Here is a 24096-nt window from a genome sequence, read left to right on the forward strand (position 1 = left end):
CGCGTGGCTTTGCTTTGTCTCTGCCTGGCAATCCGGCCCGCCAAATGAAATGGCCCGGACAACAGAGAGGATCACAATATGGCAAAAGTTGCGTTTCTGGGTTTGGGCGTCATGGGCTATCCAATGGCTGGTCACCTGCAGGCGGCGGGCCATGAAGTAACCGTATACAATCGCACTGCCGCAAAGGCCGAAGCCTGGGTTGCCCAACATGGTGGCGCGATGGCGACCACCCCGAAAGAAGCCGCCCAGGGCGCGGAGTTCGTCATGGCCTGCGTCGGCAACGATGATGACCTGCGGATGGTTTGCACGGGTGAAAATGGTGCCTTTGACGGAATGGCCGACGGCACAACTTTCATTGATCACACCACCGTTTCCGCCAAGGTGACCCGTGAGCTTTATGCGGCGGGCCAAAGCAAGGGTATCGCATTTGTGGACGCCCCGATCTCGGGCGGTCAGGCGGGAGCCGAGAATGGCGTCTTGTCGATCATGTGCGGTGGTGATCAGGCCGCCTATGATGCGGCTGAACCGATCATGCAGGTCTATTCCAAGATCTGCCGTCGGATCGGCGACAGCGGCGCAGGGCAGATGACCAAGATGAGCAACCAGATCGCCATTGCCGGTCTGGTTCAGGGTCTCAGCGAAGCGCTACATTTCGCTGAAAAAGCCGGATTGGACGGTCGATCCGTTGTTGAGGTGATCAGCCAGGGCGCTGCGGGCAGCTGGCAGATGGCGAACCGCTATGAAACCATGCTGGATGATCATTTCGAACACGGTTTTGCGGTTGACTGGATGCGCAAGGATCTGGGGATTTGCCTTGAGACGGCAAACGAAACCGGGGCGTCCCTGCCGGTTACGGCGTTAGTCGATCAATTCTACAAAGATGTGCAAAAGCTGGGCGGCGGACGGTGGGATACATCTTCGCTGTTCAAGCGGTTGCGCGCGTTGGACTGACGGCATTGGGGGGCTGTCTGCCCCCTTTTGGACCGTTCGGCCAATTCACCCCCGAGGATATTTTCGGCCAGATGAAGGGGAACCTCGTGAAAATTGGACAGGGAAGCGTATGAGCGACTTGACCGTATTCTGGGCGGATGCCCTGCGCGCCCATTGGGGGCTGGACGCCAAGCTGACGCGGCTGGATGGCGAATATGATCTGAACTTTATGGTGCGGGCTACCAATGGTCAGGATTATGTACTGAAAGTCATGCGCCCCGGATGCGAAGCAGAGTTCGTTGATCTGCAGGTCAAGGCATTGGCCCATATCGCGGGTGAGGCGCCGGGGCTGCCATTCCCTCAGGTCTATCCCGCCCTTACCGGGGCGCAGCTGCCGCAAATTGCCGATCAGCAAGGGCAGATGCGGCTGGTCTGGTTGCTGGAATGCCTGCCGGGGCAATGTTACGCCAAGGCCGCGCCTAAATCCGAGGCGTTGATCTTAAAATTGGGGCGTGTTTTGGGTGCCACCGACAAAGCGTTGGAGCGGTTTACCCATGACGGGCTGCATCGTGCAGATTTCAAATGGGACCTTACGCAAGCCGGTTGGATCGCCGATCGGCTGGATGCGATCACTGATCCTGCTCGTCGGGTTTTGCTGTCCGAGATTTGTGACCAGTTCGCGGCGATCTCGGGTCCGTTGGCGGAACTGCCGAAACAGGCGATCCATAATGACGTCAACGACTACAACATTCTGGTTGAGGGCGAACTGGGTCAGCGTCAGAGTATCTCGGGCCTGATTGATCTGGGCGATATGTGTGCTGCGCCGCGTGTCTGTGATCTAGCGATTGCGGGGGCCTATATCGTTCTGGATCACCCTAAACCGGAACGCGCGCTTGCCGCTCTTGTGCAGGGCTATCACGCGGCTAATCGGCTGCGCCCCGATGAGATTGATTTGATCTGGCCCTTGCTGCGGATGCGGCTGGCGGTGTCCGTTGTAAACTCGACCCTTATGGCGATCGAGAACCCGGACGATCCTTATGTGACGATCAGTCAGGCCCCCGCATGGCGGTTCCTTGAGAATGCAGGCGTGAACGGTGACCTGATGGCGGCGCGGCTACGAACGGCCTGCGGTTTGCCCGTTACTGACGGGGCCGAACGCATCCACGCCTATCTGTCCGAACATCGCGGCCAGTTCGCCCTGATGTTCAATCAGGATCTGAGCGATGCGCCCATGGGCTCACTGTCGGTTGAGAACTCGACCTGGCCGCAGAACCCGTTCTACATGCCACTGGAAGAGGCAGCGCGTGTGGGTGAGGAATTTGGCCAAGGCCTTTGGTTGGGCTATTACAACGAACCCCGCCTGATCTATGCCGAGCCCGGGTTCCGCAAGGGGCCCTGGAAGGCTTCGGACCGGCGCACCGTGCATTTGGCGGTGGATGTGTTTGCCCCGGCAGGCACCGTGCTGCACGCGCCGATGAGCGGCCGGGTCGAAGCGGTCGAGAACCGCGACGCCCATTTGGACTATGGCGGCGTCGTGATCCTTCACCACGAAACGCCCGAAGGTGATCCCTTCTATACTCTTTATGGTCATCTGGACCCCGAAGTTTGTGACCGTCTGAAGCCGGGCGATCCGGTGGCGCAAGGCGCGGCATTTGCCCGGCTGGGCGATGCTAGTCAGAATGGCGGCTGGGCCCCACATGTGCATTTCCAACTGGCGCTAACCACGGATGGGATGCAGACCGACTGGCCCGGTGTCGGCGATCCCGATGAGATGGAGCTGTGGCACGCCGTCTGCCCCAACCCCGCGGCGCTGTTGAATCTACCGGATGAGAAAGTGTTCTATCGCCCCACCGACAAGCAAGCGATCCTGCAGGGGCGGCACGATCATTTCGGCGGCAACCTCAGCCTGACCTATGACGATCCGGTCATGCTGGTGCGCGGTTGGAAACATCATCTGTTTGACGAATGGGGACGGCCCTATCTGGACGCCTATAACAACGTCCCCCATGTGGGCCATGCGCATCCGCGAATTCAGGCGGTGGCGGCGGATCAGCTGAAGCGAATGAATTCAAATACGCGCTATCTGCACCCTGCCCAAACGACCTTTGCCGACAAGATTCTCTCGAAACTGCCGGATCATTTCGAGGTCTGCTTTTTTGTCAATTCAGGCACCGAGGCGAACGAGTTGGCCTTGCGTCTGGCCCGCGCCCATACCGGCGCCAAGGGCATTGTCACCCCGGATCACGGCTATCATGGCAACACCAACGCGGCTGTTGCGATCTCGGCCTATAAGTTCAACAAACCCGGCGGTGTCGGTCAGGCCGACTGGGTCGAGTTGGTTGAGGTTGCCGACGACTATCGCGGGTCATTCAAGCGTGACGACCCGGACCGCGCTACAAAATTCGCGAATTTTGTAGACCCTGCAATCGCTGCTCTGCAAGACAAGGGGCACGGGGTCGCAGGATTTATTGCCGAGACCTTCCCCTCGGTCGGCGGCCAAATCATTCCGCCCAAAGGTTACCTGCCAGCGGTATATGAGAGAATCCGCGCTGCGGGCGGTGTGTGCATTGCCGATGAAGTACAAACCGGGCTTGGGCGATTGGGTGAGTACTATTTCGGCTTTGAACATCAAGGCGCGCTGCCGGACATCGTCGTCATGGGCAAACCTATCGGTAACGGCCATCCGCTGGGCGTACTGGTTACGACCAAGGAAATCGCCCAGAGCTTTGACAACGGGATCGAGTTCTTTTCAACCTTTGGCGGCTCGACCCTGTCATGCCGGATTGGCAAAGAGGTGCTGGACATCGTCGATGACGAAGGCCTGCAGGACAACGCCCGCGATATGGGCGCGCGCCTGATGGATGGTCTGCGTCAGATTGAGTCCGATTTCGGATGCGTTGGCGATGTGCGAGGAATGGGCCTGTTTCTTGGGGTTGAGCTGATCAACCCGGATGGGTCCGAGGGCACCGAAATCTGCAAATACGTCAAAAACCGAATGCGCGATCATCGTATTCTGATCGGCAGCGAAGGGCCCAAGGACAACATCCTGAAAATCCGCCCACCGCTGACGATCGAGGCCGAGGACGCCGACATGATCCTCTGGGCTTTGCGGGACGTTTTGACCGGAGTGGGTGATTTCACCCCTGCCCCAGCCTGCGATCAGGGGCATCACCATGCTGGGTGCGGGTGCTGCTGAGAAATAAACCCCGGCCTAGGGAGGGCCGGGGTTCTGCGCCACGCTGCTGCTCAATGCAGCAGGGCTGCGGGGGGTTGGTGCCCGGTTGTGGGCAGCGGAATCGACGCGGTCATACGACGCAGCGCCAGTCCAAGTTCTTCTGATAATGAGGCCAGAGCGGGGGCAAAATCCGGTCGCACAATCAGGGACGCCATCATCATCGCGTCTTCACGGGAACCTTCAGAGGCCGCCGCGATCATCTGCGCAAAGCAATTTTCGTCAGCGCCAAGACAAGAACACCCCAATCCGTGACGGATCAACGGGCGGCGCCCGTGATGCGCGCACAGCGAACACAGGCGGTCAAGCGACATCATCGCAGCGCGCCCGCATTCTGCGCCCAACGCAATTTCAAAATCGCTGGCGGCATCTGCGCGGCCCTGGGCACCATCACCCCAAAGCCGCAAGTACATCACGGCTCCGGCTTCGACGGGGCCAAGGTCAGTTAAGCGGCCAACAGCCGCCCCACCCCGAGAGGAATTCGCGCTCATTTCGTCAGGATCAATTTGCCTGCGCGGGTGATGCGCAGCGTATACAGCTGGTCGCCCAATTCGATATGGGCCAGGTTACCGCCATTGGTCAGTTCTTCGGCCTTATGCGATGGCAGCATGGATACAGCATAGGATTGGCTGGGATTCGGGGTCTGCATATTCATCAGGACAACTCCAGAGGGGGCTGGGGCGAAATGCCTTAATCTGTTCGCGTTTCACTTGATCTGGCTGACCCTGACAGGGGTTGGCTGTGGACTTGAATAATAATCTGATTAAAATAGTCAGGTATGTCAAGGCCCGTTCTGGTAAATTCTCCAACCTCGCACGATTGCACCAAAAATTCAGGCAGGGTACCACTTTCTCAGAATATCAAACCAAGGGGGCAGCCAATGGCCGCGACTATCATGTTTGACCTGGATGGAACGCTCGTGGACAGTCTTCCTGATCTTGCCGCGGCCGCGAACAATATGTTGCGTGACGCCGGCGTAGCGCCCTTATCACAGGACCAGATCAAACAATTTGTTGGCAACGGGCTACCCAAACTGGTCGAGCGTGTGATTGAGCATTGCGACCTGCCGATGGCCCAGCACGGTGATCTGACCCGGTTGACGCTTGCCCATTACAACGCCGCCTCCAGCGATAAAACTGTGGTCTATCCCGGTGTGCTGCAGGCGCTGGAGCATTTGCGTGAAATGGGCTGCGTTCTGGGGGTTTGTACCAACAAACCCGAAGCCCCTGCCCGCCATGTGCTTGAGGCGATGGGGCTTGCACCCCATTTCGATGCCGTCCTTGGCGGTGACAGCCTGAACACCCGCAAACCCGACCCGGCCCATCTTGAGGCCAGCTTTGCCGCCGTTACCACAGCCGGTCCGCAGTTGTTTGTCGGAGATAGCGAGGTGGATGCCGAAACCGCTCAACGCGCACAAGTGCCGTTTTTGTTGTTCACCGAAGGTTATCGAAAATCACCGGTTGCCGACATTCCACATACAGCAAGCTACGACCGATCCTCTGAATTGCCCAAACTGGTTGCACAAGTACTGCTATCTCTGGAGCAAAGCGCCTGAGAGTCTATTTCTAGAGGGGGATCGAAACGGGTCGCGGCCAGTGACTGAGGGGCCGGCCGAGGGGGTAAGTAGCCAGCCCCTCACAGGGGAAAAGTGGTATCGTCCGATATGACCCGTTCGATAAAACACAGTTAACGAATCGGCCTGAATTTCGATATAGGGGGTTTCCCGTAGCCCCCCGGATAGTGTTGAAATCACAGTTAATTTTTTCGCCCATTTTAGCGCAAACAGGGGTTTTGCCCTGAAAACAGAAAAATAGGCGAACCCTTAACGCGCTTGTAAGGCAGGACCGTGCGGCTGCCTGTCCTACCGGGCAAATGACGTTGGACGGTACAGTCCACCACCCTGGCGTTGACCTGGAATATACGCTGGATTCACAGGCTTGTTTGTACCACACCGCGCGACTGTGGTCGAAAAATCCGCCGGTTCAGCGGCCATTCATCTTCCACTCTATACATCCGGTTCGTCTCTCGGTAAGGAGCGTGCTTCGACAATGATCCGTGTGTTGGACGCTCTGAGGGTGACCGCATCACCCAAGAGAGCCGAGCTATGAAACAGACAATCGCAGATGCGCTGAAGCGCAAAGGATATGACACCCTGACCCCGGTCCAAGAGGCCGTGTCCGCTCCAGAGTTGCAAGGAAAAGACCTGCTTGTGTCGGCCCAAACCGGATCGGGAAAAACCATTGGGTTCGGCCTGGCCATCGCGCCGACCATTTTGGGCGATGCGCAGGTTTTCGGCACGGCAGACGCGCCTTTGGCACTGGTGATTGCGCCAACGCGAGAGCTGGCAATGCAGGTCAAACGCGAATTGGGATGGCTTTACGCCGACGCGGGGGTGTTCATTGCCTCGTGCGTTGGCGGAATGGATATGCGCGACGAACGCCGGGCTCTGTCACGTGGGGCGCATATCGTGGTCGCGACCCCGGGGCGTTTGCGCGATCATATCATGCGCGGGTCGATTGATCTGACGGCCGTGCGCGCTGTGGTTTTGGATGAAGCCGACGAAATGCTTGACCTTGGGTTCCGCGAGGATCTGGAGTTCATTCTCGACGAAACGCCCACAGACCGCCAAACACTGTTGTTTTCCGCCACGGTTCCGCGCGCCATTGCCACCCTTGCCACCCGGTATCAACGGGATGCCGAGCGTGTAAGTACCGTCAGTGAACGGACGCAACACGCCGATATCGAATACCGTGCAATGAATGTGGCCCCGCGCGATGGTGAAAACGCAATCATCAACGTGCTGCGTTATTACGAGGCCCCGAACGCCATCGTCTTTTGCAACACACGTGCGATGGTTGCACGCCTGACTGCCCGCTTGTCGAACCGTGGGTTCTCGGTTGTGGCTTTGTCCGGTGAACTGACCCAAAGCGAACGCTCAAATGCCCTGCAGGCCATGCGCGACGGGCGTGCCCGCGTCTGTGTGGCGACCGACGTGGCCGCGCGCGGGATTGACCTGCCGAATCTGGATCTGGTGATCCATGCCGAACTGCCCAACAGTCACGAAACTCTTCTGCACCGTTCAGGTCGAACCGGGCGCGCGGGGCGCAAAGGGGTCAGCGCCCTGATCGTCGCACCGGCTTCGTTCAAAAAGGCTCAACGGCTGTTGAAATTCGCCAAACTGACTGCTGATTGGGGTCCGGCACCTTCCGCAGACGCAGTCAACGCACAGGATCTACAGCGGATGTTCGGCTCGGACGACTGGCAGGTGGATCTCGTCGAGAGCGAGCGCACATCGGTCGACGAACTGGTGGCCAGATTCTCGCCGGAACAACTCGCCGCGGCCTATGTCCGTCAATACAAACGTCAGCATTCTGCTCCGGAAGAGTTAAGCGACGTCAAAACCACAGGGACAAAGTCAGAGGCACCTTTTGGCCCGAGTGTGTGGTTTTCGCTGTCGGAAGGACGCAACGATAACGCGTCTCCGCGCTATGTTCTTCCCATGGTGTGCAAGGCCGGGAACCTCACCAAATCCGATATCGGCGCGATCCGCATCGCTGACGATGTGACCTTTATCGAAATTCGCGAGAGCAGCGTTTCCGGATTTTTGGACGCGATCGGACCTGAGATGAAGGTCGAGGGCACAAAAGACATCGTGCGGTTGGACACGGCCCCCGACTTTTCGAAACCGACAAAGACAGGCCCAAAACGAGGTGTGAAAGGCAAGAGAGACCCGCAAAAGTCTGAGCGCAGACCGCCTCGCCTTGTCGATCCACAGCCTGCGAAGGCGCGAAAAAAGACGGCATCAAAGCCGCCTGAGAAAACCAAAGTCGACACTAAGCCCAAGCGCGATGGCGATAGCCTAAGCAGCAAAGGCAAAAAACCAAACCGCGGCCCAAAGGGCCCGCCGCCGCCCAAGGGTAAGCCAAACAGCAAGAAAAACCGCGCACGCGCTGCCGCGGCAAAGGGCGGCAATTCTGTACCGAGACGTTCCAAGTAAGCTGAAACGTTCCCCCGACCCGAATTCGCCTGGGTTCGTTCTTGGGAGGCAAACAAGCCGCACTGAAAATGCAGCTTTTCTCGCGCTGTCAGAAAAGGTTTAATCCACCCGTTCTAAGCTTTTGCTAAATGGGTCAGTGGCATGAATATTGCAGACATCGTCGACTTTGGGCGTTACCCTCTGGGAAATGAAGATTTCGGTACGAAGGCAAGATCGTCACTGAATGAAAACGGTGTCTTGGTCCTTGAGGAATTTATCCGCCCCGAGGCACTGGCAATGATGCAAGCCGAGGCTTTGACGGGACAAGACCAGGCATATTTCTGCACTCAAAGCCACTCGGTCTACCTAACGCCGCCAAATCCAGAGTTTGACGCATCACACCCGGCAAATCGGCAAGTGGAGTCATCCAAAGGATGTATCTGCGACGACGTGGTGTCACCGACATCGCCCCTGCGCACTCTGTATAACGACCCATTATTCCACAGCTTCATCAAGCAGCTCACGGGCGAGACTGAACTGCACCCTTATGTCGATCCGCTGTCGTCAATTAACATTCACTACGCAACCCGAGGGCAAGAACTCGGTTGGCATTTCGACAATTCCTCGTTCGCAATCACATTGCTGATCCAGAAACCCGACGCCGGTAGCCGTTTCGAATATGTAAAGGACCTGCGGGACGCGAGCGCAGGCGACATGAACTATGAAGGTGTCAGGGCCGTTCTGGACAAAGAATTGAAGCCACAAATCCTGAACATGGATCAAGGAACGCTGGTTCTGTTTCGCGGTAGAAACTCCATTCACCGGGTCTCACCGAATGAGAGTGACAAGACAAGAATGCTCGCCGTGTTGGCCTATAACTCGGAACCTGATGTGGAACTGTCAGAGAGTGCCCGCATGACCTTTTACGGTCGATTGAACTGACGTCGGCTTACTGCAATGCAGTACGAATATGCGCAAGATGGGACCTGGAAGGCCGCCAGTTTTTCCACTAACCCAATTCTGAGGTGGCTCGTAGAAGCGCCGTCTCGCTATTTAAGATATCGATTTAAAATCAAAATGACTTGGAAACATCGACTGCAAGACAAACAAGCAGATTTTCAAAGCCTCTTCGGGTTTGAAAATCTCAGAGTGTAAATGGAAGTCGGTCCAGAGCCCTTCCAGCAAAGCAATCAATGCATCTGTTGCAAGTTTGGCGTCTACGTCTTTGTACCCACCTTCGCTTATGATTTGCTGCAACAGTTCAAGGATCACTGCCCGGAAACTTTTGTCCCGTGAGTCGATGAAAGGAAATATGTCGGGGTTCGAGAGAGCTTCGGCCCGAAATGAAAACCAGATCGCAACGTCCCGTGCATTCAGGACCAAAGGGTCGAAATCCGCCTTGAGGATTGAGATTAACTTGTCCGCAGGGCCTAATTCCGGACTGTCCGCGATTGCTTTCCACTGCCCGGCATAGCGCGCTGACAACTCCTCGGCCACGGCAAGCAGCAATTTCTCTTTGGAACCAAAGTGCAGGTTCACCATCCCCCTCGACAGTCCTGACAGCTCCTGGATTCTGGCCGAGGTCGTGCCCCGAATACCGTATTTATGGATGGCATCCGCAGCCGCCTGAATCAGCTGCTGTCGGTTCTGCAACTTACTCAGATCGCGGGCATTGGTCGGAGTATCGGCCTCGAGTTTAATCTTGTTTTTCCTTCGCTGGGTTACTCGCTTTTGCTTTCTCGCATCTAGTGAAGCGAAAGTTCAAGGATTGACATTGAATGAATGTTTGTTCAATTTGTGATATATGTTACATCAAGGTGCCCCATGACCCTGTTCAACTCCGACTTTCAGCCCGTACGTGACTGGGACAACGAACACTTCCTGCATCCGTGGGAAGGGATGTCATTCCTTGGCCAAAATGAACGAACCTTTGCCGAAAGTGGCCAAGGCGTTCACATCGTGACAGAGGACGGAAAACGCTTGATAGATGGGCCTGCGGGGATGTGGTGCGTTCAATTGGGCTATGGGAACGCTGAAATTGCCGATGCGATGGCCCAGCAAGCGAAAGAGATGGCGTATTTTTCGCCCTTCAACAACGCCAACTCGGCCCCAGCCCGGCTGGCACATGAGATCGCCAAAAGAACACCGGGTGACCTGAACCATGTGTTCTTTACAACCGGCGGCTCAACAGCCGTTGATAGCGCCCTGCGGTTTGTGCAGTTCCGCAATAACCTGCTTGGCAAACCTGAAAAAAAGATCGTGATATCGCGGCAAAAGGCCTATCACGGTTCGACTTATTTGGCGGCCTCAGTATCTGGAAAAGAGCGCGACAAAGGGTGGTTGGACCAGGCCTCTCACCTGACGCGTTTCCTGCCGAATGTGAACCCATACACGCGCCGCGCCGATCAAACGGTTGAAGATTTTCTAGACGAAAAAATCGCTGATCTAGAGAACATGATCCTGGAAACCGACCCTGACAAAGTCGCGGCGTTCATCGCTGAACCAATCCTATGTTCTGGTGGGGTCATCGTGCCTCCGCAGGGGTATCATCAGCGCTGCTTGGACATCTGCCGGAAATACGATGTCCTGTATATTTCAGATGAGGTTGTGACTGGATTTGGGCGGCTTGGGCATTGGTTTGCATCCGAAGACGTCTTTGGCATTCAACCAGATATCATCACCTGCGCCAAAGGTATGACGTCTGGCTATGTCCCCATGGGGGCCTGCATTATCTCTGATCGACTGATCGCAGATGTCAGTGGTGGGAACGCGCAGGAGGCTACGTTTTCAAACGGGTTCACCTATTCAGGCCACCCGGTAAGCGCGGCAGCTGGTTTGAAAACCATCGAAATCATGGAGCGCGACGGTATTCTGGAACATGTCCGCGCGCTTACGCCGCTGTTCGAAGAACGCCTTCAGGCTCTGGCGGCCTTGCCACTTGTGGGTGACGCCCGAGGTATGGGGCTGGTTGGCTGCGTCGAATGCGTTGCCGATGCTAATGCTGATAATCTTTTGGACCTTGATAAGTCTGTTGGCGCATTGATTGACCAGCATTGCCAGGAAAACGGGTTGATCCTGCGACCGATCATCAACATGTGCGTGTTTTCCCCACCGCTGATCATCACGGAAGGCGAGTTGAACCGGATGTTCGATATCCTTGAGAAAGGTATTCGGTTGGCGACTGAAGACCTGACACAGCAGGGTGCGTTTAAGGCTTAGAAGCCGTCTTGATGCGGCATCACTATTTTACAAGTTTCAATGCCGCATCGCCTTCCGCTGTCCTCAACCCGCCTGCATCGCCTCAGGCGGTAATTTAATCGGAAACTTGGCCCGCACCTCTGCATCAGCCTTGCTGCCAAAGTAGTTCGGATAGTGATTGGATAGGATGTCGTTGACCACCGACCGACTCCGCTCAAACATGTCCTGTCGACCTGCCTTTTCCCAAGTATCGGTCAGTTCCCGATCCAGCAGGGTCGGGTAGACATATTCCGTCTCCATATATTGCAGGGTCTGCGCGTTACCAAGGAAATGACCCGGATCAATTGCGCATTCATGGATAACGTCGACCGAAAGCGTGTCGTCGCTCACCTCGATCCCGCGCAGCGTTCGCGAGATCATGCCCGCAGCCTCGTTGTCGATGACCATAGACTCAAAGCTGCAGCCCATCAGACTGCCAAGCATACCGCCAAATTCGCAGAGCCTGTTGGCACCGGCATGCGCCGCCAAAGCAAAGGTCAGTGCCTTTTCCAAACCGTATTGCGCATCCGGGATTTTAGAATCCGTCATACCACACCCAACACTGGTCGGCAGGTTATAGAAATTGCCCATCTGGATGGCCGCAGCTGAAATTAACGCCTGTTCGCCACTGCCGCCAGTAAAGGACCCAGTACGCAAGTCGGTGATGAAAGGCCAAGCTGCAAAAACGACCGGAGTGCCCGGATTGATGAGGTTCGCAATAGCGACGCAAGACAAGGTCTCAGCAACCGCTTGCGCTAAGGTTCCTGCCAAAGGCGCCGGCGAAGTCGCCCCGGCCTGTGGGGGAACGGCAAGATCGCACACCAGCCCCATCTTCGCCGTATCGATCAAGATCTCCAGATTTTCGCGCCCGAACCTAAGCGGGGATACGATGGGACAGCCTCCAAAGATGACCGAGGGCTTTTCAAGGAACTTGCCCTCGCCACCCGATGCCAGATCGAACAGATGGATCGCATCCTGAATGTGCTCGCGGGTTCTGAAGGTCAGGCAGGAAGGTTTTTCGCTGCCTGCCAGAATGGCGTAGAGCATGCTCATGTCATGCTCATAATCCTGTGGCACATCCGTCGCCAAAACCGTGTCACCGGTCATGTGAATATTATCGAGCCGGTCGACCAAGCGGGTGAAGTCGTAAATATCCTTAAGCGTTGATGGCCTGTAACTGCGAGTCTCGGCATCAAAGGTTGTCACCGCCGTGCCGGAATTTGCGTAATACACCTTGTCCTTGGTGCAGTGCATGTCGTCCTTACCAGCCCGCGATCCGCGTGCATGGACAAAGAATTCACTGGCGGCTTTGGCCAACAGATCTTCCATCAAGGCGCGAGGAAAGCACAACCTGCCGTGCGCGTTCAATGTCGCCCCTTTTGGCACCACAAGATCGAGAACTTCCTGCGTTGGGTCCCCCACGCCTGTGCGTTCCAGAATGCTAAGCGCGGCCTCGTGAATGCGCGACATGTCCGCGTCTGACAGGGGCTTGTATCGCCCACCCGAAATACCCGGCCAGATTGCTTGCGAGGCTGCGTTGCTGGTTCGCACGGCTGCGCGTGCCTCACGCCCGCCCCCGCGCCGTCTTGATCTGCGCTGCGTTAGCTCTGTCATGTTCTTTCTCCGAATTTTGCGCGTCTCAGATCATGCTGAAGTAGTTGCGATAGAAGCCCGAAATGCTCCATTCCATCTCGGACAATGGCCCGGGGACGAAATGGTGCGAGTTCACGCCTTCCTGATTGTGCCGGATGATCCGTTCGTCATCGAGCGACGTGACATGCCACAGCCATGTCAGGGTATCCTTGTCATAGTCGCGCCCCTCTTCGGCGTCGCCGCGTACGTACCAGACGATCTGAATATCGGTGTCTTGCAGAGCACGCGGCACGAACCGATACCCGACCACGTGATCGGCATAAACGAGGAAATAGTTTAGCGTACCGATCCCCAGATCGGTGGCCCCGCCGTCTTGGGATTTCAGCTCACCCAATGGCGGCGCCAAGGGCGCGCCATCCTTGCTGCCGGTCAAGTAGCCGGGGAACAGTGGGTAACGCCGCCAATAGACATCTGCGCCCGGTGCGACTGCGTTTTCTCCAGTCAGATCAAGCTCCTCGAGGGGAACCCCGGCTTCTTTCATCCGCTCGTGCAGGGCCCCGCTGAACTCAAGAACCTGGGCCGGATCTTTCAAGGAATGACTGCGCGAATAGTCCTGATGAGATGGCGCGCAGTGATAACATTCCAAGTAATTCTCCAGAGCAAGCTTCCAGTTCGCCGGAACCGGGTATGAGGCCTCATGGGCAATCTTCAGATTCTCAAAACCGAACGGCTTTGACAGCGGGGCCAGCCTATCCAAAGCGGCGTCCAGCGGCGGCGCGTCTTCGGACGGGCAAACAAAAATCAGACCCTGAAATATCTTTACCTGAACCGGAAACAAACCGTACTGGCCCGGGTCAAAATCCGCCCCCATTGACCGCCCGTTTCTGAGCTTACCGTTCAGGTCAAAGGTCCACGCGTGATAGGGACAGATGAAGTTTCGCGCCTTGCCTTTCTGTTCAATGCAAACGCGCGATCCCCGGTGGCGGCAAACATTTTGATGCGCGCGCACCTCACCCTCGCGATCCCGAACGATGATGATGGATTCAGGTCCGTAGTCGAACAGGAAATAGTCGCCCGGCTCGGCAATCTGGCTGATATGTCCGACCCAGATCCAGTTGCGATTCCAGAACGTGCTGATATCGTTTTCGTATACTGCCTGAGACGTATAGAAATGGCGCGGCAAGGCGAACCCTTCCCGCTGCGCTTCCATCAAGTCGCGCATTACTTGCAAGTCATCTTTTGGCATAGCGCACCTCATGCAGATTCAAGGGAAACGATTTCCCGACGGAAAAATTCACGGTCGATGTCGCCCGCGTCGCGTTCAAAATTCCTGGCTGCCATGTGGCCCGAATATACAGCGTCAGCGATCAAACCGGGGTTTGCCGCATCACCGATCAGTTCCAGACTTGTCAGTGGCTTGTCGGGCAAATTTCGCAGTTCCTCATAAAGGGCAGTCTCTCGCGCGCGCTGCGTGACCAAAACAACTGATGCGCACTCGACGCTTTGTTCGCGTCCGGTATAGGCGCATTGAACTTTCGCCATTCCGGGCGTGATTTCGACCAGGGTCTGGGACAACACCAGCCGAACACCTTTTTCCAACAAGCCGCGTTGCACTTTGACCTGTTCCAAGGTCAATTCAGTGAAAGGTGAAACCATCGAGGCCGGGGTTACAAAGACGACCTCTCGCCCGGCCTGCGCCAGATGATCCGCCAACACACCACCGAGATAGGCCTGATCATCATCGTAGACCATAATCGGGCCATCCCCCGGCATTACCCCTGACATGATGTCGTCCGGAGTGAATACTTGTGAACCTACCTCTATCGATACGCCCCGGAACGCAGACTTCCCGCGACCGTCTCGCCGCCATGACGCGCCAGTTGCCAGAAAGACATTCGGAATGCCCAACTCGATAACCTCGCTTGCTGACAAGGAACTGTCGGTGAACAGTTGCACGTTCCCGCGTTGCTGCAAGTCATAGATCCTGTGATCTGTCACGCGCCTCCATGCGGATAGCCCGGCCAGACCGGATTCCTGCAACACGCGCCCCCCAAGCTCTTGCTTGGCTTCGGCCAAGGTTACGTCATAGCCCCGACGCGCCAATTGCATGGCGCATTCAAGCCCGGCGGGACCGCTGCCGACAACAAGCGCGGCTTCTTCTTTTCCTCGGCTCTCTATGATTTCAGGATGCCATTTCCGGCGCCACTCCTCCCCCATCGTCGGGTTTTGAGTACATCGGATAGGAACGCCCAGCGCGTCGGAGGACACACAGATATTGCAGCCAATACACTCGCGAATTTCCTCGATCCGACCTTCCTTTATTTTGTTGGGAAGAAACGGGTCGGCAATGGATGGTCGCGCTGCGCCGATGAAATCAAGGATACCTTTCCTGACAAGTGACACCATCAAGTCCGGAGACGTGAAACGCCCGACACCCACAACAGGCTTGGACGTCACCTGTTTGACGAATTCAATGTATGAGGTTTGAAAACCGTCGCGGGGCTCAAAACGTGTCGTCGCCGAGTCATTGCTCCAGTCCGCGACGTTGACGTCCCATAGGTCTGGCAGGTCTGCCAGCAATTCGACTACGGCACGGCCTTCTTCCTGCGCCTGCATCCCGTCTGATCCCAGCATTTCATCAACTGCGAAACGCAAGGCGATAGCACACTCATCCCCGACCTCTTCTCTGGTTTCTTCCAGAAGCTCTCGGGTTAAGCGCACCCGGTTCTCCAACGAGCCTCCGTATTCATCCGTTCGGTCATTGAACTGAGGCAGCAGAAAATGATGCGGCAGGGTCATGTGATGACCGGCATAAACATACACGATGTCAAAGCCCGCCTCGCGCGACCGCCGCGCCGCCGCGCGGTGCCACTTGCGAAACTCGCGAATGTCCGACTTATCCATCGCCCGAGCCTGTTTGGGATACGCTGTTTGCAAGGCAAGTTCTGACGGGCCTAGCAAAGGCGCGCGGCTCAGGTGGTTCTGCGCATGGTGGCCGTTATGTGCCAATTCAATGGCCGCCAACGAACCCTTGGCATGAACTGCATCAGTCATCAGGCGCAGCGCTGGAATATCCCGTTCGTCCCATAGTCGGTTTTCCGCATATGGGGACAAATCTGAAGTGGGATGAATTTCCGTCTCCTGATTGGACACTACGGCCCAACCACCCTCGGCCTTCATTGCCCGCATGGCAGCTTCGGCCTGCGGTCGCAGATGTCCCATACCATTGCAGTGGGGCACCTGATAAAACCGGTTTTTGGCCGTCACTGGCCCGATCTGAACCGGTTCAAAGAGAACAGAATATCCGTCAGCGCCTGACATTGCCGCGCTTCCTCCAGAAGAATTGGAAATGGTTCTGTGGGATCGGCGGGCTTTCTAAGGCACCGCCAATCCCAATTGTGTAGTTAGATGGTTCTAAAAGCCCGCTTTGATGCGCTCGAACTCCTTCAACATCTTCGCTTCAATCTCAGGATTGACCGCGTCGAAGAACAGGCTGCCGTCAAAGAAGCTGTCCACGTCCGAGAACCCGTAGGTCTCAATCAACTCTGGATCAGCTTGCGCAAATGCGTCTTCATTGGCATGGGCATAACCCCAGCTTTCGATGATATACTTACCGCTGGCGGCCGAGCTGAGCGCGTTGAGCATGTCGTAGACCTGTTCATCGGACTGTTTGGCAGACTTCAGATGCACGTAACCACAGACCCAGGTGGCGATGCCTTTGTCCACATCACGCATCATGACTGCCGGGGTTTCGTTCCAAATCAGGTTCAACTCCGATTGGTTCCAGCCCCAACCCAGGGTCACCTCACCACTGGCAATGGCTTGATCCAGTTGACCTGCATCAGACCAGTAGAAACGTACATTGGGATGAATTGCCCGCAGGTAATCCGCCGCCTTCTGGAACTCCTCTTCGCTCATATCGGAATAGCTTGAGGCACCAGTTGCCAGTGCAGCCATGGCGAACGCGCTGGAGGCTGCATCCGGAACGGCAACCTTGCCCTGATAGGCCGGGTCTAACAACAATTGCAGCGAAACATCATCAGCCGAAATCATGTCGGTGCGGTAGATCAGGCCAGTGTTCCCCCATTCGAAGGGTACCATATAGGTCTGCCCGTCGATCGTGATACCATCGACCTCTTTGATCTTGGGCATCAGTTTGTCCCAGTTTTCCAGCTTGCTGGTGTCAATCGGCTTGATCATATCCGCTGCGACCCATTTTCTCAGGGCGTCCGTACACGGATGGGCCAGATCGGCCTCAAACCCGGATTGAAGTTTGGTGAAAGCCTCTTCCACGCTGCCGAAATAAGTGTAGCTGGGCGGCCCGCCGTATTTTTCGACGTAATCACCAAAGAATCCCTGATCCTCATATCCGGACCAGTCGAAAACGGTCAGATCAGCCGCGTCGGCCAATGCTTGGCTTGCCGTGAAGGTGGCAACCACTGCTGCCGTAAGTGATGCTGTTTTATTCATGTGTTTCCTCCCAAAGATTCACGTTTGCCCAAGTCGATCACCGAGGCGCTTTGAACTCCAAGCCAGACGGTATCGTCGCGGCTGTGATCAACTGTGTGAAAGTAGTTTGGCACTGCAACGGCGATGCTTTCCGGCAACCCGTCGACGCGCACATAATAGTGGACGCTTTCGCCATAGAAGGCGACGTCCGACACCTTGCCCTGAACATGCGCGTCGTACCCATCCGGTTTTTCCGCGCTGATCTCCAATTGCTCGGGGCGAACGCCGACCAATAGATCCATGTCATGCACCTGAACGTTGGGGTTCACCCCGATAGTCATCGAGCCAAACCCTTGAACATTCACGTCCAGCGTGTCGGCGTTCTCAGCAGTCACTTCGGCATTCAGAAAGTTCATCCCGCCGATGAAAGAGGCCACTTCTCGGTTGCAAGGTTGGGAATACAGAACCTCGGGCTTGTCGACTTGCTTGAGCTGCCCAGCAAACATGACCCCGATCCGGTCGGACATGGTCATCGCCTCATACTGGTCATGCGTGACCATGACGAAGGTAATGCCAAGCTTTTGCTGCAGGCGGCGCATTTCCAATTGCATCGCTTCGCGCAGGTTTTTGTCCAGCGCGGATAATGGTTCATCCAGCAGCAACACCTTGGGCCGCATGACCAATGCGCGGGCCAGCGCCACACGCTGCCGTTGCCCGCCTGACAACTCATTGGCCTTGCGATCCTGCAAGCCGCCGAGTTCCACCATCTCAAGCGCCTCGGCAACGCGTTCCTTGATTTCATTTCGCGACAGCTTTGTCTTTCGCAAGCCGAACCCGACATTGTCACCCACATTCAGGTGCGGAAAGATCGCATAGCTTTGGAACACCATGTTGGTGGGCCGCTTGTTGGCGGGCACCTCGCCCATCGTCCGTCCGTCAATCCGGATCTCGCCCTCTTCGTGATCCTGAAAACCCGCGATGATGCGCAAGGCCGTTGTCTTTCCGCAGCCCGAAGGCCCAAGCAGCGAAAAGAACTCGCCCTCTTTCAAGGTCAGGTTCAGGTCGGACACGGCCACAAAGGAACCAAAGCGTTTTTCGACGCCCTGTATTTCGATGATGTTCTTTTCGCTCATCAGGTTGGTTTCCTTAGGTTTCAATCTGAGGATTGGATGGAACGGCGGCGGAAATATTCGGCAATCAACAGCAGCAGAACCGAGGACAGCAAAAGCAGCGACCCCAGCGCCAGTGTATTAGGCAGCTTTGCCGGAAAGCGGATCTGGCTCCAGATATAGACCGGCAATGTCGGGCTGTTGCCGGACAGGAAGAAGGCCAGAACAAACTCGTCGAATGACACGGTGAACGTGACCAAAAGACTGGCGATGATGCCCGGTGCAACGATTGGTAGGGTGACACGCCGAAAGGTTCCCACAACGCTTTCGCCCAGATCAAACGCGGCCTCTTCCAACGACTGGTCGAAATCGTCAAAGGCCGATTTCATGATCGACACGGCAAAGGGCAAGGCCACAAAGACATGGCCAAGGATCACTGTCGTCAGCGATGGCTTCAGCCCGACGCTGATGAACAGCACCAGCATGGAACTGGCAACGATAATGCCGGGAACGACCAGCGGGAGCATGACCAGACCTTCGGAGAATTCCCGCCCCTTGAACCGGTACCGGACATAGGCGCGCGCAGCGAAAAGGCCCAGAGACGTCGCCATCAAGGCAGTCACGCTGCCAACGATCAGCGAGTTCACCATCGCTTGAAGCAGTGTGTCCTGCTGACCCAACTGCGCGTACCATTTCAGCGTAAAACCCTTTAAAGGGAAGGCCACGATGGTTCCGTCATTGAACGAAAACAACGGCAAAAGCAGAACCGGCAGGTAGAGAAACACCAGGTAGGCGATCGCGTAAACAAGCAACCATGGGATGCGAATGGCCTTGGTCATCTGATCCTCCGCCCCAGAGCGGTGACGACCACCACGAACAGGATTGCAACGCAGCCGACCGAAAGCATGGCAAGCAGAGACAGGGTTGCACCCAAGGGCCAATTATTGGCCGCGCCAAACTGCACCTGGATCAAATTAGCCACCATTTTCCCCTGCGAGCCACCGACCAGGGCCGGCGTGACGTAGTCGCCCACCGTGGGGATGAAGATGATCAAGCAGGCGGCGATGATCCCCGGCACCGTCAGGGGCAAAGTCACGCGCACAAACCGTTCCAGCTTGCTGCAACCGAGATCGGTTGCGGCCTCTAATAAGCTGCGGTCGATCTTTTGCAGCGACACATAAATCGGCAGGATCGCAAACGGCGCCCATGCATGTGCAAGTGTAAGGACAACGGCGAATTCATTGTAGAGCAGGAAGGTCAGTGGTTCCTGTATCAGCCCCAGCGAAATAAGGGCTGAATTCATCACCCCATTAAAGCCTAGGATCAGTTTCCAACTGAACACCCGCAGCAGGTAGCTGCTCCAAAAAGGAATGGTGATCAGCAATAGCCAGAGGGTCTTTTTCTGCGTCCGAAATGCGATGAAGTAGGCAATCGGATAGGCCAGACCGACTGTTGCCAGCGTCACCGCCCCCGCAATCGCAACCGATCGGATCATAAGATGCCGGACCAGCGGATCGGTGAACGCCTCTTGGTAATTCGCCCATGTCAGCGTGCGGTCAATCTCGACATAGGTCTGGGTCCAAAAGCTGTAGGCGACAAGAATGCACAGGGGCACGGCCACAAGCAGACCGACATAGAGCGTCGCAGGCGCGCTCAGTGCCAGGCCCTTGCCCGTTTCACTTCGTATGACTCCAGCCATGCTTCCCTGCTGAACTTTGCTTTCGGTGGCGCGACAATATCGATCACAAAATGGACAATCGTCCATTTAAATCTGGAATTTTAGGGCTAGCTGTGTCAACTGATATTTTCACAAACGGGGCTGGCCAATTTCCCAAAGGTCATTAGAAGGACCCGCAAGAGACTGAAAACAAACAAAACCACCTGATCAGATGACTGGAAGACGACAAGAAATTCGAGAACGAAACCGCCTATCACTGATCGAGGCGGTACTCGACTCGGTCGCAGAAAAGGGGATTTCCGAGACGTCGGTCAGCGAAATCATTCAACGCGCCGATTTATCCCGCGGCATGATTCACCTTCATTTCGGGGGTAAGGACAACCTTGTCGACGAAGCTGCGCGCTATTCGTCCGAGCAATATTACAATGGCATTTATGCCATGCTGGAAACGACCGGACAAACAGGCCAGGAACATATTGAGATGATCGTTCGGGGTGACTTGAGCGAAGCCATTCTCAATAAGAAAAACGTCGCAATTTGGTACGCGTTTCGAGGTGAGGCCAGGAACAGAGCGGCAATCGCTGCGTTTTCAGATACCCGCGATGCAAAGCTTCGGAAACTGATCTTCAACGCGTTCGCCCGCATAGCGAAAGAGACTGAAATCGAACACCCAAATCAAGTTGCGCGCGACGCCACCCACGGCACGCTCGCCATGTTGGAAGGCATGTGGACTGACTACTTGCTTCACCCGGATTCCTTTGATCGCGACGAAGCAATGCGAATTGTCTTTCGGTTCCTGAGGGCAATGTTCCCCAAACATTTCGACCTTAGTGGCGCCCGGTTATGTCAATGAAGCTTGCGACACAGTGCCTGTCTGGCCACTTTAGCTTGGGATACCCGACAAGGTTTGCGCTCTCCTTCTTGTGTTGCAGTCACAAGACTGACTGAACGCGCCAGGTTTCCATACATAAGATTGCCTACAGCAATAGGCGTCCTACGGTGGTTCGTCCCTGCCCTCATCAGGATTCAGTCGGCGCATAGCTTCCGTCTTTGCGATGCACTTCGCGCCCGCTGAGTGGCGGATTGAAGACGCAGACAAGCCGCAAATCAGCGTCTGTTGCGCGAACGAGGTGCCGGTCATGTTGATCCAATGCATAAAGAGTAAATGGCTCAAGCGAATGCCAGGTTTCATCGCCTGAGGTCTTTATCTGCCCTTTGCCTTCGATACAGTAACACGCCTCTAGATGATGGGTGTATTCAAGCTCAAGCATTTCACCCTTTTTGATGATCGTATCCGTAAGCGAAAAACCCATGCCATCAGATGCCAACAACAATCGTCTGCTGTTCCAACCCGGACCGGAAACATCCCGATCTGTACCTAGGATTTCATTGAGTGCCCTAACAATCATATTTCTGCCTCGTTGCTACCGAACCGCGCGGTTCATCCCGCCGTCGGACAATATACTCTGACCGTTAATATACCGGGCTCCCTCGCTGGCAAGAAAGACACAAGCCTGTCCAATCTCTTCAAAAGTTGCTGACCGCTGAGCGGGAATTTCACGGCGGGCCCGTTCGGACAGGTTTACGTTCTCGCAGAAGCCGGGCAGCAGGTTATTCATTCGAATATTGTAACGTGCATAGCGATCCCCATAGAGCTTTGAGAAACTGTGCAAAGCGCCGCGCAGCATGCTCATGGGATAGGGCGCACGTGGTTCGATTGTGTTCATGGACGAAATATTTACGAAAGCGCCCCCGCCTTGTTCAATCAAGATAGGCGTGACGATACGAGCAATCTTGACGACGTTCAGCACATACATGTCCAGACTTTCGTGCCACAACTCATCGCTCAGCTCCAAAAGCGGTCCGTCAAAGTCGGGGTCGAATCCCACCGTTTTGATGGCTTCGGGCACCGTTCCGCCGTGGCCCATGTTGCTGACGATTGCATCAATCCGCCCATATTCGCTCATGGTGTCGTCGATCATTGCTTGCAGATCATCGACATCCAGCACAGAACCGCGGCGGCCGATGCCCCCAAGCTCCTCGGCCAGTTCGACCGAGCGGTTCGACGGGGACATCAGCGAAACCTTGTAGCCTGCTTTTGCCATTTCGACCGCACAGCCCCGGCCAATGCCTTGGCCTGTACCTGTCATCAGCGCGACTTTGGATTCGGGCATGGGAATTCCCTTCTTTAGGCAAGCAAAGTGTGAGATTTTTTGTGTTTAGATCAGTCTAACTTCTTATATTTAGGAGCAGCTATCGAATTTTTGGCACGTTACTGTTAGATTTTCTCACATGATGGAAAATCTCAGACACCTTCGTGCCCTTCAGGCGTTTGACGAAACTGCAACCCATTCCAGCCTGACCAAGGCAGCGGGTGTGCTGAACGTCACCCACGGAGCGATCAGCCGACAATTAAAGTTGCTGGAACTGCACCTTGGGGTGACACTCTTTCATCGCCGCCCCAACGGCGTTGAATTGACCAAAGCCGGCGAACGCCTGCACCAATCAACACGCGGGGCGTTTTCTGCATTGCAGTTGGGCGTGATGGAGGTGAAGCGATTACATCACCGCCAGTCGATTACAGTGTCTTTATCCACATCATTGGCGCTCAAATGGCTTGTGCCGTTACTAAGTTCGTTTCAACAAGAACATCCGGGTATCGCGCTATTGCTGGACACAAATGATGCCTTTGCCGATTTCGATACGTCCGAGGTTGATGTAGCCCTGCGATTTGGAGAACCGGGTTGGGACGGGCTTTATCACGAGCAAATAAGACAAGAGGAGCTGGTCGTCGTAGCCGCGCCATCGCTTGTCGAGAATACACAGCTGCCAATGCGTGCCACTGACATCACCGATCTTCCACTGTTGCACGATGCCTTCAACATCGGCTGGGAAAGCTGGGCCGCGCAAGTTGGTCTGAACGCGGATCAGATCAACTCGCAGAGCATCAAATACGTGGATAGTGCTGTGCTTTTGGAGGCCGCGATTGACGGACAGGGCGTGGCATTGGCAAGACACCTATTGGCGGCGAGAGACTTGGAAATTGGTCGTCTGATCCGTCTGGACGAAAGCCATGTTCCGCTGGATCGCGGGCTCTACTTTGTCTGTCGACCCAGCGATCAGGATCGAGTCTCGGTGAGAATTTTCAAGAAATGGCTTTTGTCGATTTGACCTACGGGTTTCATCAAATTCCCCCTAGACGGATACGGCCTGCAACACCTGATCACGCGTAAGGTTATCTCTTGTGCCTTTGATCATGACTTCGCCACGCCGTAACACGACAAGCCGGTCAGCAAGGTCATAGGCAAAGTCGAAATACTGCTCGACCAGAACAATTGCCATTCTACTTGTCGATCTGAGGTGCCGGATCACTTCGCCAATCTGTTGGATGATGTTCGGTTGAATGCCTTCGGTTGGCTCGTCAAGCAGCAACAGGTTCGGCTTTGTGATCAGCGCCCGCGCGATGGCCAGCTGTTGCTGCTGGCCGCCGGAAAGGTCACCGCCGCGCCGGTTCTGCATCTGTTTGAGGACCGGGAAAAGGTCGAATATCTCATCCGGGACGAAATGCTCACTGACAGGCAGGCAAGAGAACCCCGTTTCCAGATTCTCGCGAACTGTCAGCAAAGGGAATATCTCGCGCCCTTGCGGGACATAGGCCACACCTTTCCAGGCCATCCGATGCGCAGGTAAGACACCCAATTGTTCCCCGTTAAGCTCCAGATTTCCACCGGAACGCGGATGCGTGCCCGAGATTGCCTTCATCAGGCTGGTTTTCCCGACACCGTTGGTCCCCATGACGCAGGTCACTTCACCTTGCCTGGCTTCCATGGAAATCCCGTTAAGAATTTGCGAGTGCCCATAGTGCAAAGTCAGATCGGTCAGCTTCAGCATT

The 24096-nt window shown here is 55.7% G+C and carries 21 protein-coding genes and 1 pseudogene; 9 read left to right on the top strand and 13 right to left on the bottom strand.

What is annotated here, in order from left to right:
- The first annotated feature begins 78 nt into the window (after positions 1-78).
- Complete coding sequence (locus tag ACR0AJ_RS17410) at positions 79-951, top strand: NAD(P)-dependent oxidoreductase (protein WP_480648560.1); 873 nt, start codon at positions 79-81, stop codon at positions 949-951.
- A gap of 109 nt (positions 952-1060) precedes the next feature.
- A complete protein-coding gene (locus ACR0AJ_RS17415) occupies positions 1061-4126 on the top strand; it encodes an aminotransferase class III-fold pyridoxal phosphate-dependent enzyme (protein ID WP_480741460.1) in 3066 nt (1021 codons plus the stop codon).
- Positions 4127-4176: 50 nt separating this feature from the next.
- On the opposite strand, the gene ACR0AJ_RS17420 is transcribed toward ACR0AJ_RS17415, so the two are convergent.
- Together ACR0AJ_RS17420 and hemP are read right to left on the bottom strand one after the other, a co-directional pair.
- A complete protein-coding gene (locus ACR0AJ_RS17420) occupies positions 4177-4653 on the bottom strand; it encodes a hypothetical protein (protein WP_170350843.1) in 477 nt (158 codons plus the stop codon).
- Positions 4650-4817: a hemin uptake protein HemP gene (gene hemP, locus ACR0AJ_RS17425; protein WP_170350842.1), complete on the bottom strand. Its 168-nt coding sequence runs from the start codon at positions 4815-4817 to the stop codon at positions 4650-4652. Before hemP ends, ACR0AJ_RS17420 begins: the two co-directional genes overlap by 4 nt.
- Positions 4818-5042: 225 nt before the next feature.
- Between hemP and gph the strand changes: the two genes are divergently transcribed.
- From gph to ACR0AJ_RS17440, 3 genes are all read left to right on the top strand, one after another.
- Positions 5043-5717, top strand: a complete 675-nt coding sequence (gene gph, locus ACR0AJ_RS17430; protein WP_480663749.1) for a phosphoglycolate phosphatase — start codon at positions 5043-5045, stop codon at positions 5715-5717.
- A gap of 549 nt (positions 5718-6266) precedes the next feature.
- A complete protein-coding gene (locus tag ACR0AJ_RS17435) occupies positions 6267-8159 on the top strand; it encodes a DEAD/DEAH box helicase (protein ID WP_170350840.1) in 1893 nt (630 codons plus the stop codon).
- Between the two features lie 141 nt (positions 8160-8300).
- Positions 8301-9080, top strand: coding sequence for a HalD/BesD family halogenase (locus ACR0AJ_RS17440; RefSeq protein ID WP_170350839.1), 780 nt, complete (start codon positions 8301-8303; stop codon positions 9078-9080).
- Positions 9081-9191: 111 nt separating this feature from the next.
- Here ACR0AJ_RS17440 and ACR0AJ_RS17445 read toward each other — a convergent pair whose 3' ends face one another.
- Positions 9192-9791 carry a TetR/AcrR family transcriptional regulator gene (locus ACR0AJ_RS17445; protein ID WP_170350838.1) on the bottom strand — a complete coding sequence of 200 codons (600 nt, stop codon included), beginning with the start codon at positions 9789-9791 and terminating at the stop codon, positions 9192-9194.
- A 171-nt stretch (positions 9792-9962) separates the two neighbouring features.
- Here ACR0AJ_RS17445 and ACR0AJ_RS17450 point away from each other — a divergent pair, with 171 nt between their 5' ends.
- A complete protein-coding gene (locus tag ACR0AJ_RS17450) occupies positions 9963-11357 on the top strand; it encodes an aminotransferase (protein ID WP_480741462.1) in 1395 nt (464 codons plus the stop codon).
- Between the two features lie 63 nt (positions 11358-11420).
- On the opposite strand, the gene ACR0AJ_RS17455 is transcribed toward ACR0AJ_RS17450, so the two are convergent.
- From ACR0AJ_RS17455 to ACR0AJ_RS17485, 7 genes are all read right to left on the bottom strand, one after another.
- On the bottom strand, positions 11421-12989 hold the full coding sequence (locus ACR0AJ_RS17455; RefSeq protein WP_170350836.1) for a trimethylamine methyltransferase family protein: 1569 nt from the start codon (positions 12987-12989) through the stop codon (positions 11421-11423).
- A gap of 25 nt (positions 12990-13014) precedes the next feature.
- A complete protein-coding gene (locus tag ACR0AJ_RS17460) occupies positions 13015-14214 on the bottom strand; it encodes an aromatic ring-hydroxylating oxygenase subunit alpha (RefSeq protein WP_170350835.1) in 1200 nt (399 codons plus the stop codon).
- 8 nt (positions 14215-14222) lie between these two features.
- Positions 14223-16289 (bottom strand): oxidoreductase, encoded by a 2067-nt coding sequence (locus ACR0AJ_RS17465; protein WP_480648573.1) that lies wholly within the window; start codon positions 16287-16289, stop codon positions 14223-14225.
- 93 nt (positions 16290-16382) lie between these two features.
- The gene (locus ACR0AJ_RS17470; protein WP_170413609.1) at positions 16383-17438 is read right to left on the bottom strand and encodes an ABC transporter substrate-binding protein; all 1056 of its coding nucleotides are present in this window, start codon (positions 17436-17438) and stop codon (positions 16383-16385) included.
- A complete protein-coding gene (locus ACR0AJ_RS17475) occupies positions 17435-18550 on the bottom strand; it encodes an ABC transporter ATP-binding protein (protein WP_480741465.1) in 1116 nt (371 codons plus the stop codon). The genes ACR0AJ_RS17470 and ACR0AJ_RS17475 overlap by 4 nt, the downstream gene beginning before the upstream one ends.
- A gap of 20 nt (positions 18551-18570) precedes the next feature.
- Positions 18571-19365 carry an ABC transporter permease gene (locus ACR0AJ_RS17480; protein ID WP_170350831.1) on the bottom strand — a complete coding sequence of 265 codons (795 nt, stop codon included), beginning with the start codon at positions 19363-19365 and terminating at the stop codon, positions 18571-18573.
- Positions 19362-20225, bottom strand: a complete 864-nt coding sequence (locus ACR0AJ_RS17485) for an ABC transporter permease (RefSeq protein ID WP_170362042.1) — start codon at positions 20223-20225, stop codon at positions 19362-19364. The genes ACR0AJ_RS17480 and ACR0AJ_RS17485 overlap by 4 nt, the downstream gene beginning before the upstream one ends.
- A 190-nt stretch (positions 20226-20415) precedes the next feature.
- On the opposite strand from ACR0AJ_RS17485, the pseudogene ACR0AJ_RS17490 reads away from it, so the two are divergent.
- Both ACR0AJ_RS17490 and ACR0AJ_RS17495 read left to right on the top strand, forming a co-directional pair.
- Positions 20416-20589: pseudogene (locus tag ACR0AJ_RS17490) on the top strand (TetR family transcriptional regulator); the annotation flags it as partial.
- Between the two features lie 54 nt (positions 20590-20643).
- Positions 20644-21057, top strand: a complete 414-nt coding sequence (locus ACR0AJ_RS17495) for a TetR family transcriptional regulator C-terminal domain-containing protein (RefSeq protein WP_480741507.1) — start codon at positions 20644-20646, stop codon at positions 21055-21057.
- A 166-nt stretch (positions 21058-21223) separates the two neighbouring features.
- Here the strand turns inward: ACR0AJ_RS17495 and ACR0AJ_RS17500 are convergent, their stop codons facing one another.
- Both ACR0AJ_RS17500 and ACR0AJ_RS17505 read right to left on the bottom strand, forming a co-directional pair.
- On the bottom strand, positions 21224-21613 hold the full coding sequence (locus tag ACR0AJ_RS17500) for an ectoine synthase (protein WP_170350828.1): 390 nt from the start codon (positions 21611-21613) through the stop codon (positions 21224-21226).
- 15 nt (positions 21614-21628) lie between these two features.
- Positions 21629-22378, bottom strand: coding sequence for an SDR family oxidoreductase (locus ACR0AJ_RS17505; RefSeq protein WP_170362040.1), 750 nt, complete (start codon positions 22376-22378; stop codon positions 21629-21631).
- Between the two features lie 118 nt (positions 22379-22496).
- Here ACR0AJ_RS17505 and ACR0AJ_RS17510 point away from each other — a divergent pair, with 118 nt between their 5' ends.
- Complete coding sequence (locus ACR0AJ_RS17510) at positions 22497-23375, top strand: LysR substrate-binding domain-containing protein (protein ID WP_480706410.1); 879 nt, start codon at positions 22497-22499, stop codon at positions 23373-23375.
- Between the two features lie 24 nt (positions 23376-23399).
- On the opposite strand, the gene urtE is transcribed toward ACR0AJ_RS17510, so the two are convergent.
- On the bottom strand, positions 23400-24095 hold the full coding sequence (urtE, locus tag ACR0AJ_RS17515; RefSeq protein ID WP_170413617.1) for an urea ABC transporter ATP-binding subunit UrtE: 696 nt from the start codon (positions 24093-24095) through the stop codon (positions 23400-23402).
- Position 24096 lies beyond the last annotated feature (1 nt).

This window comes from Ruegeria sp. CJ9 (genome assembly GCF_056536625.1).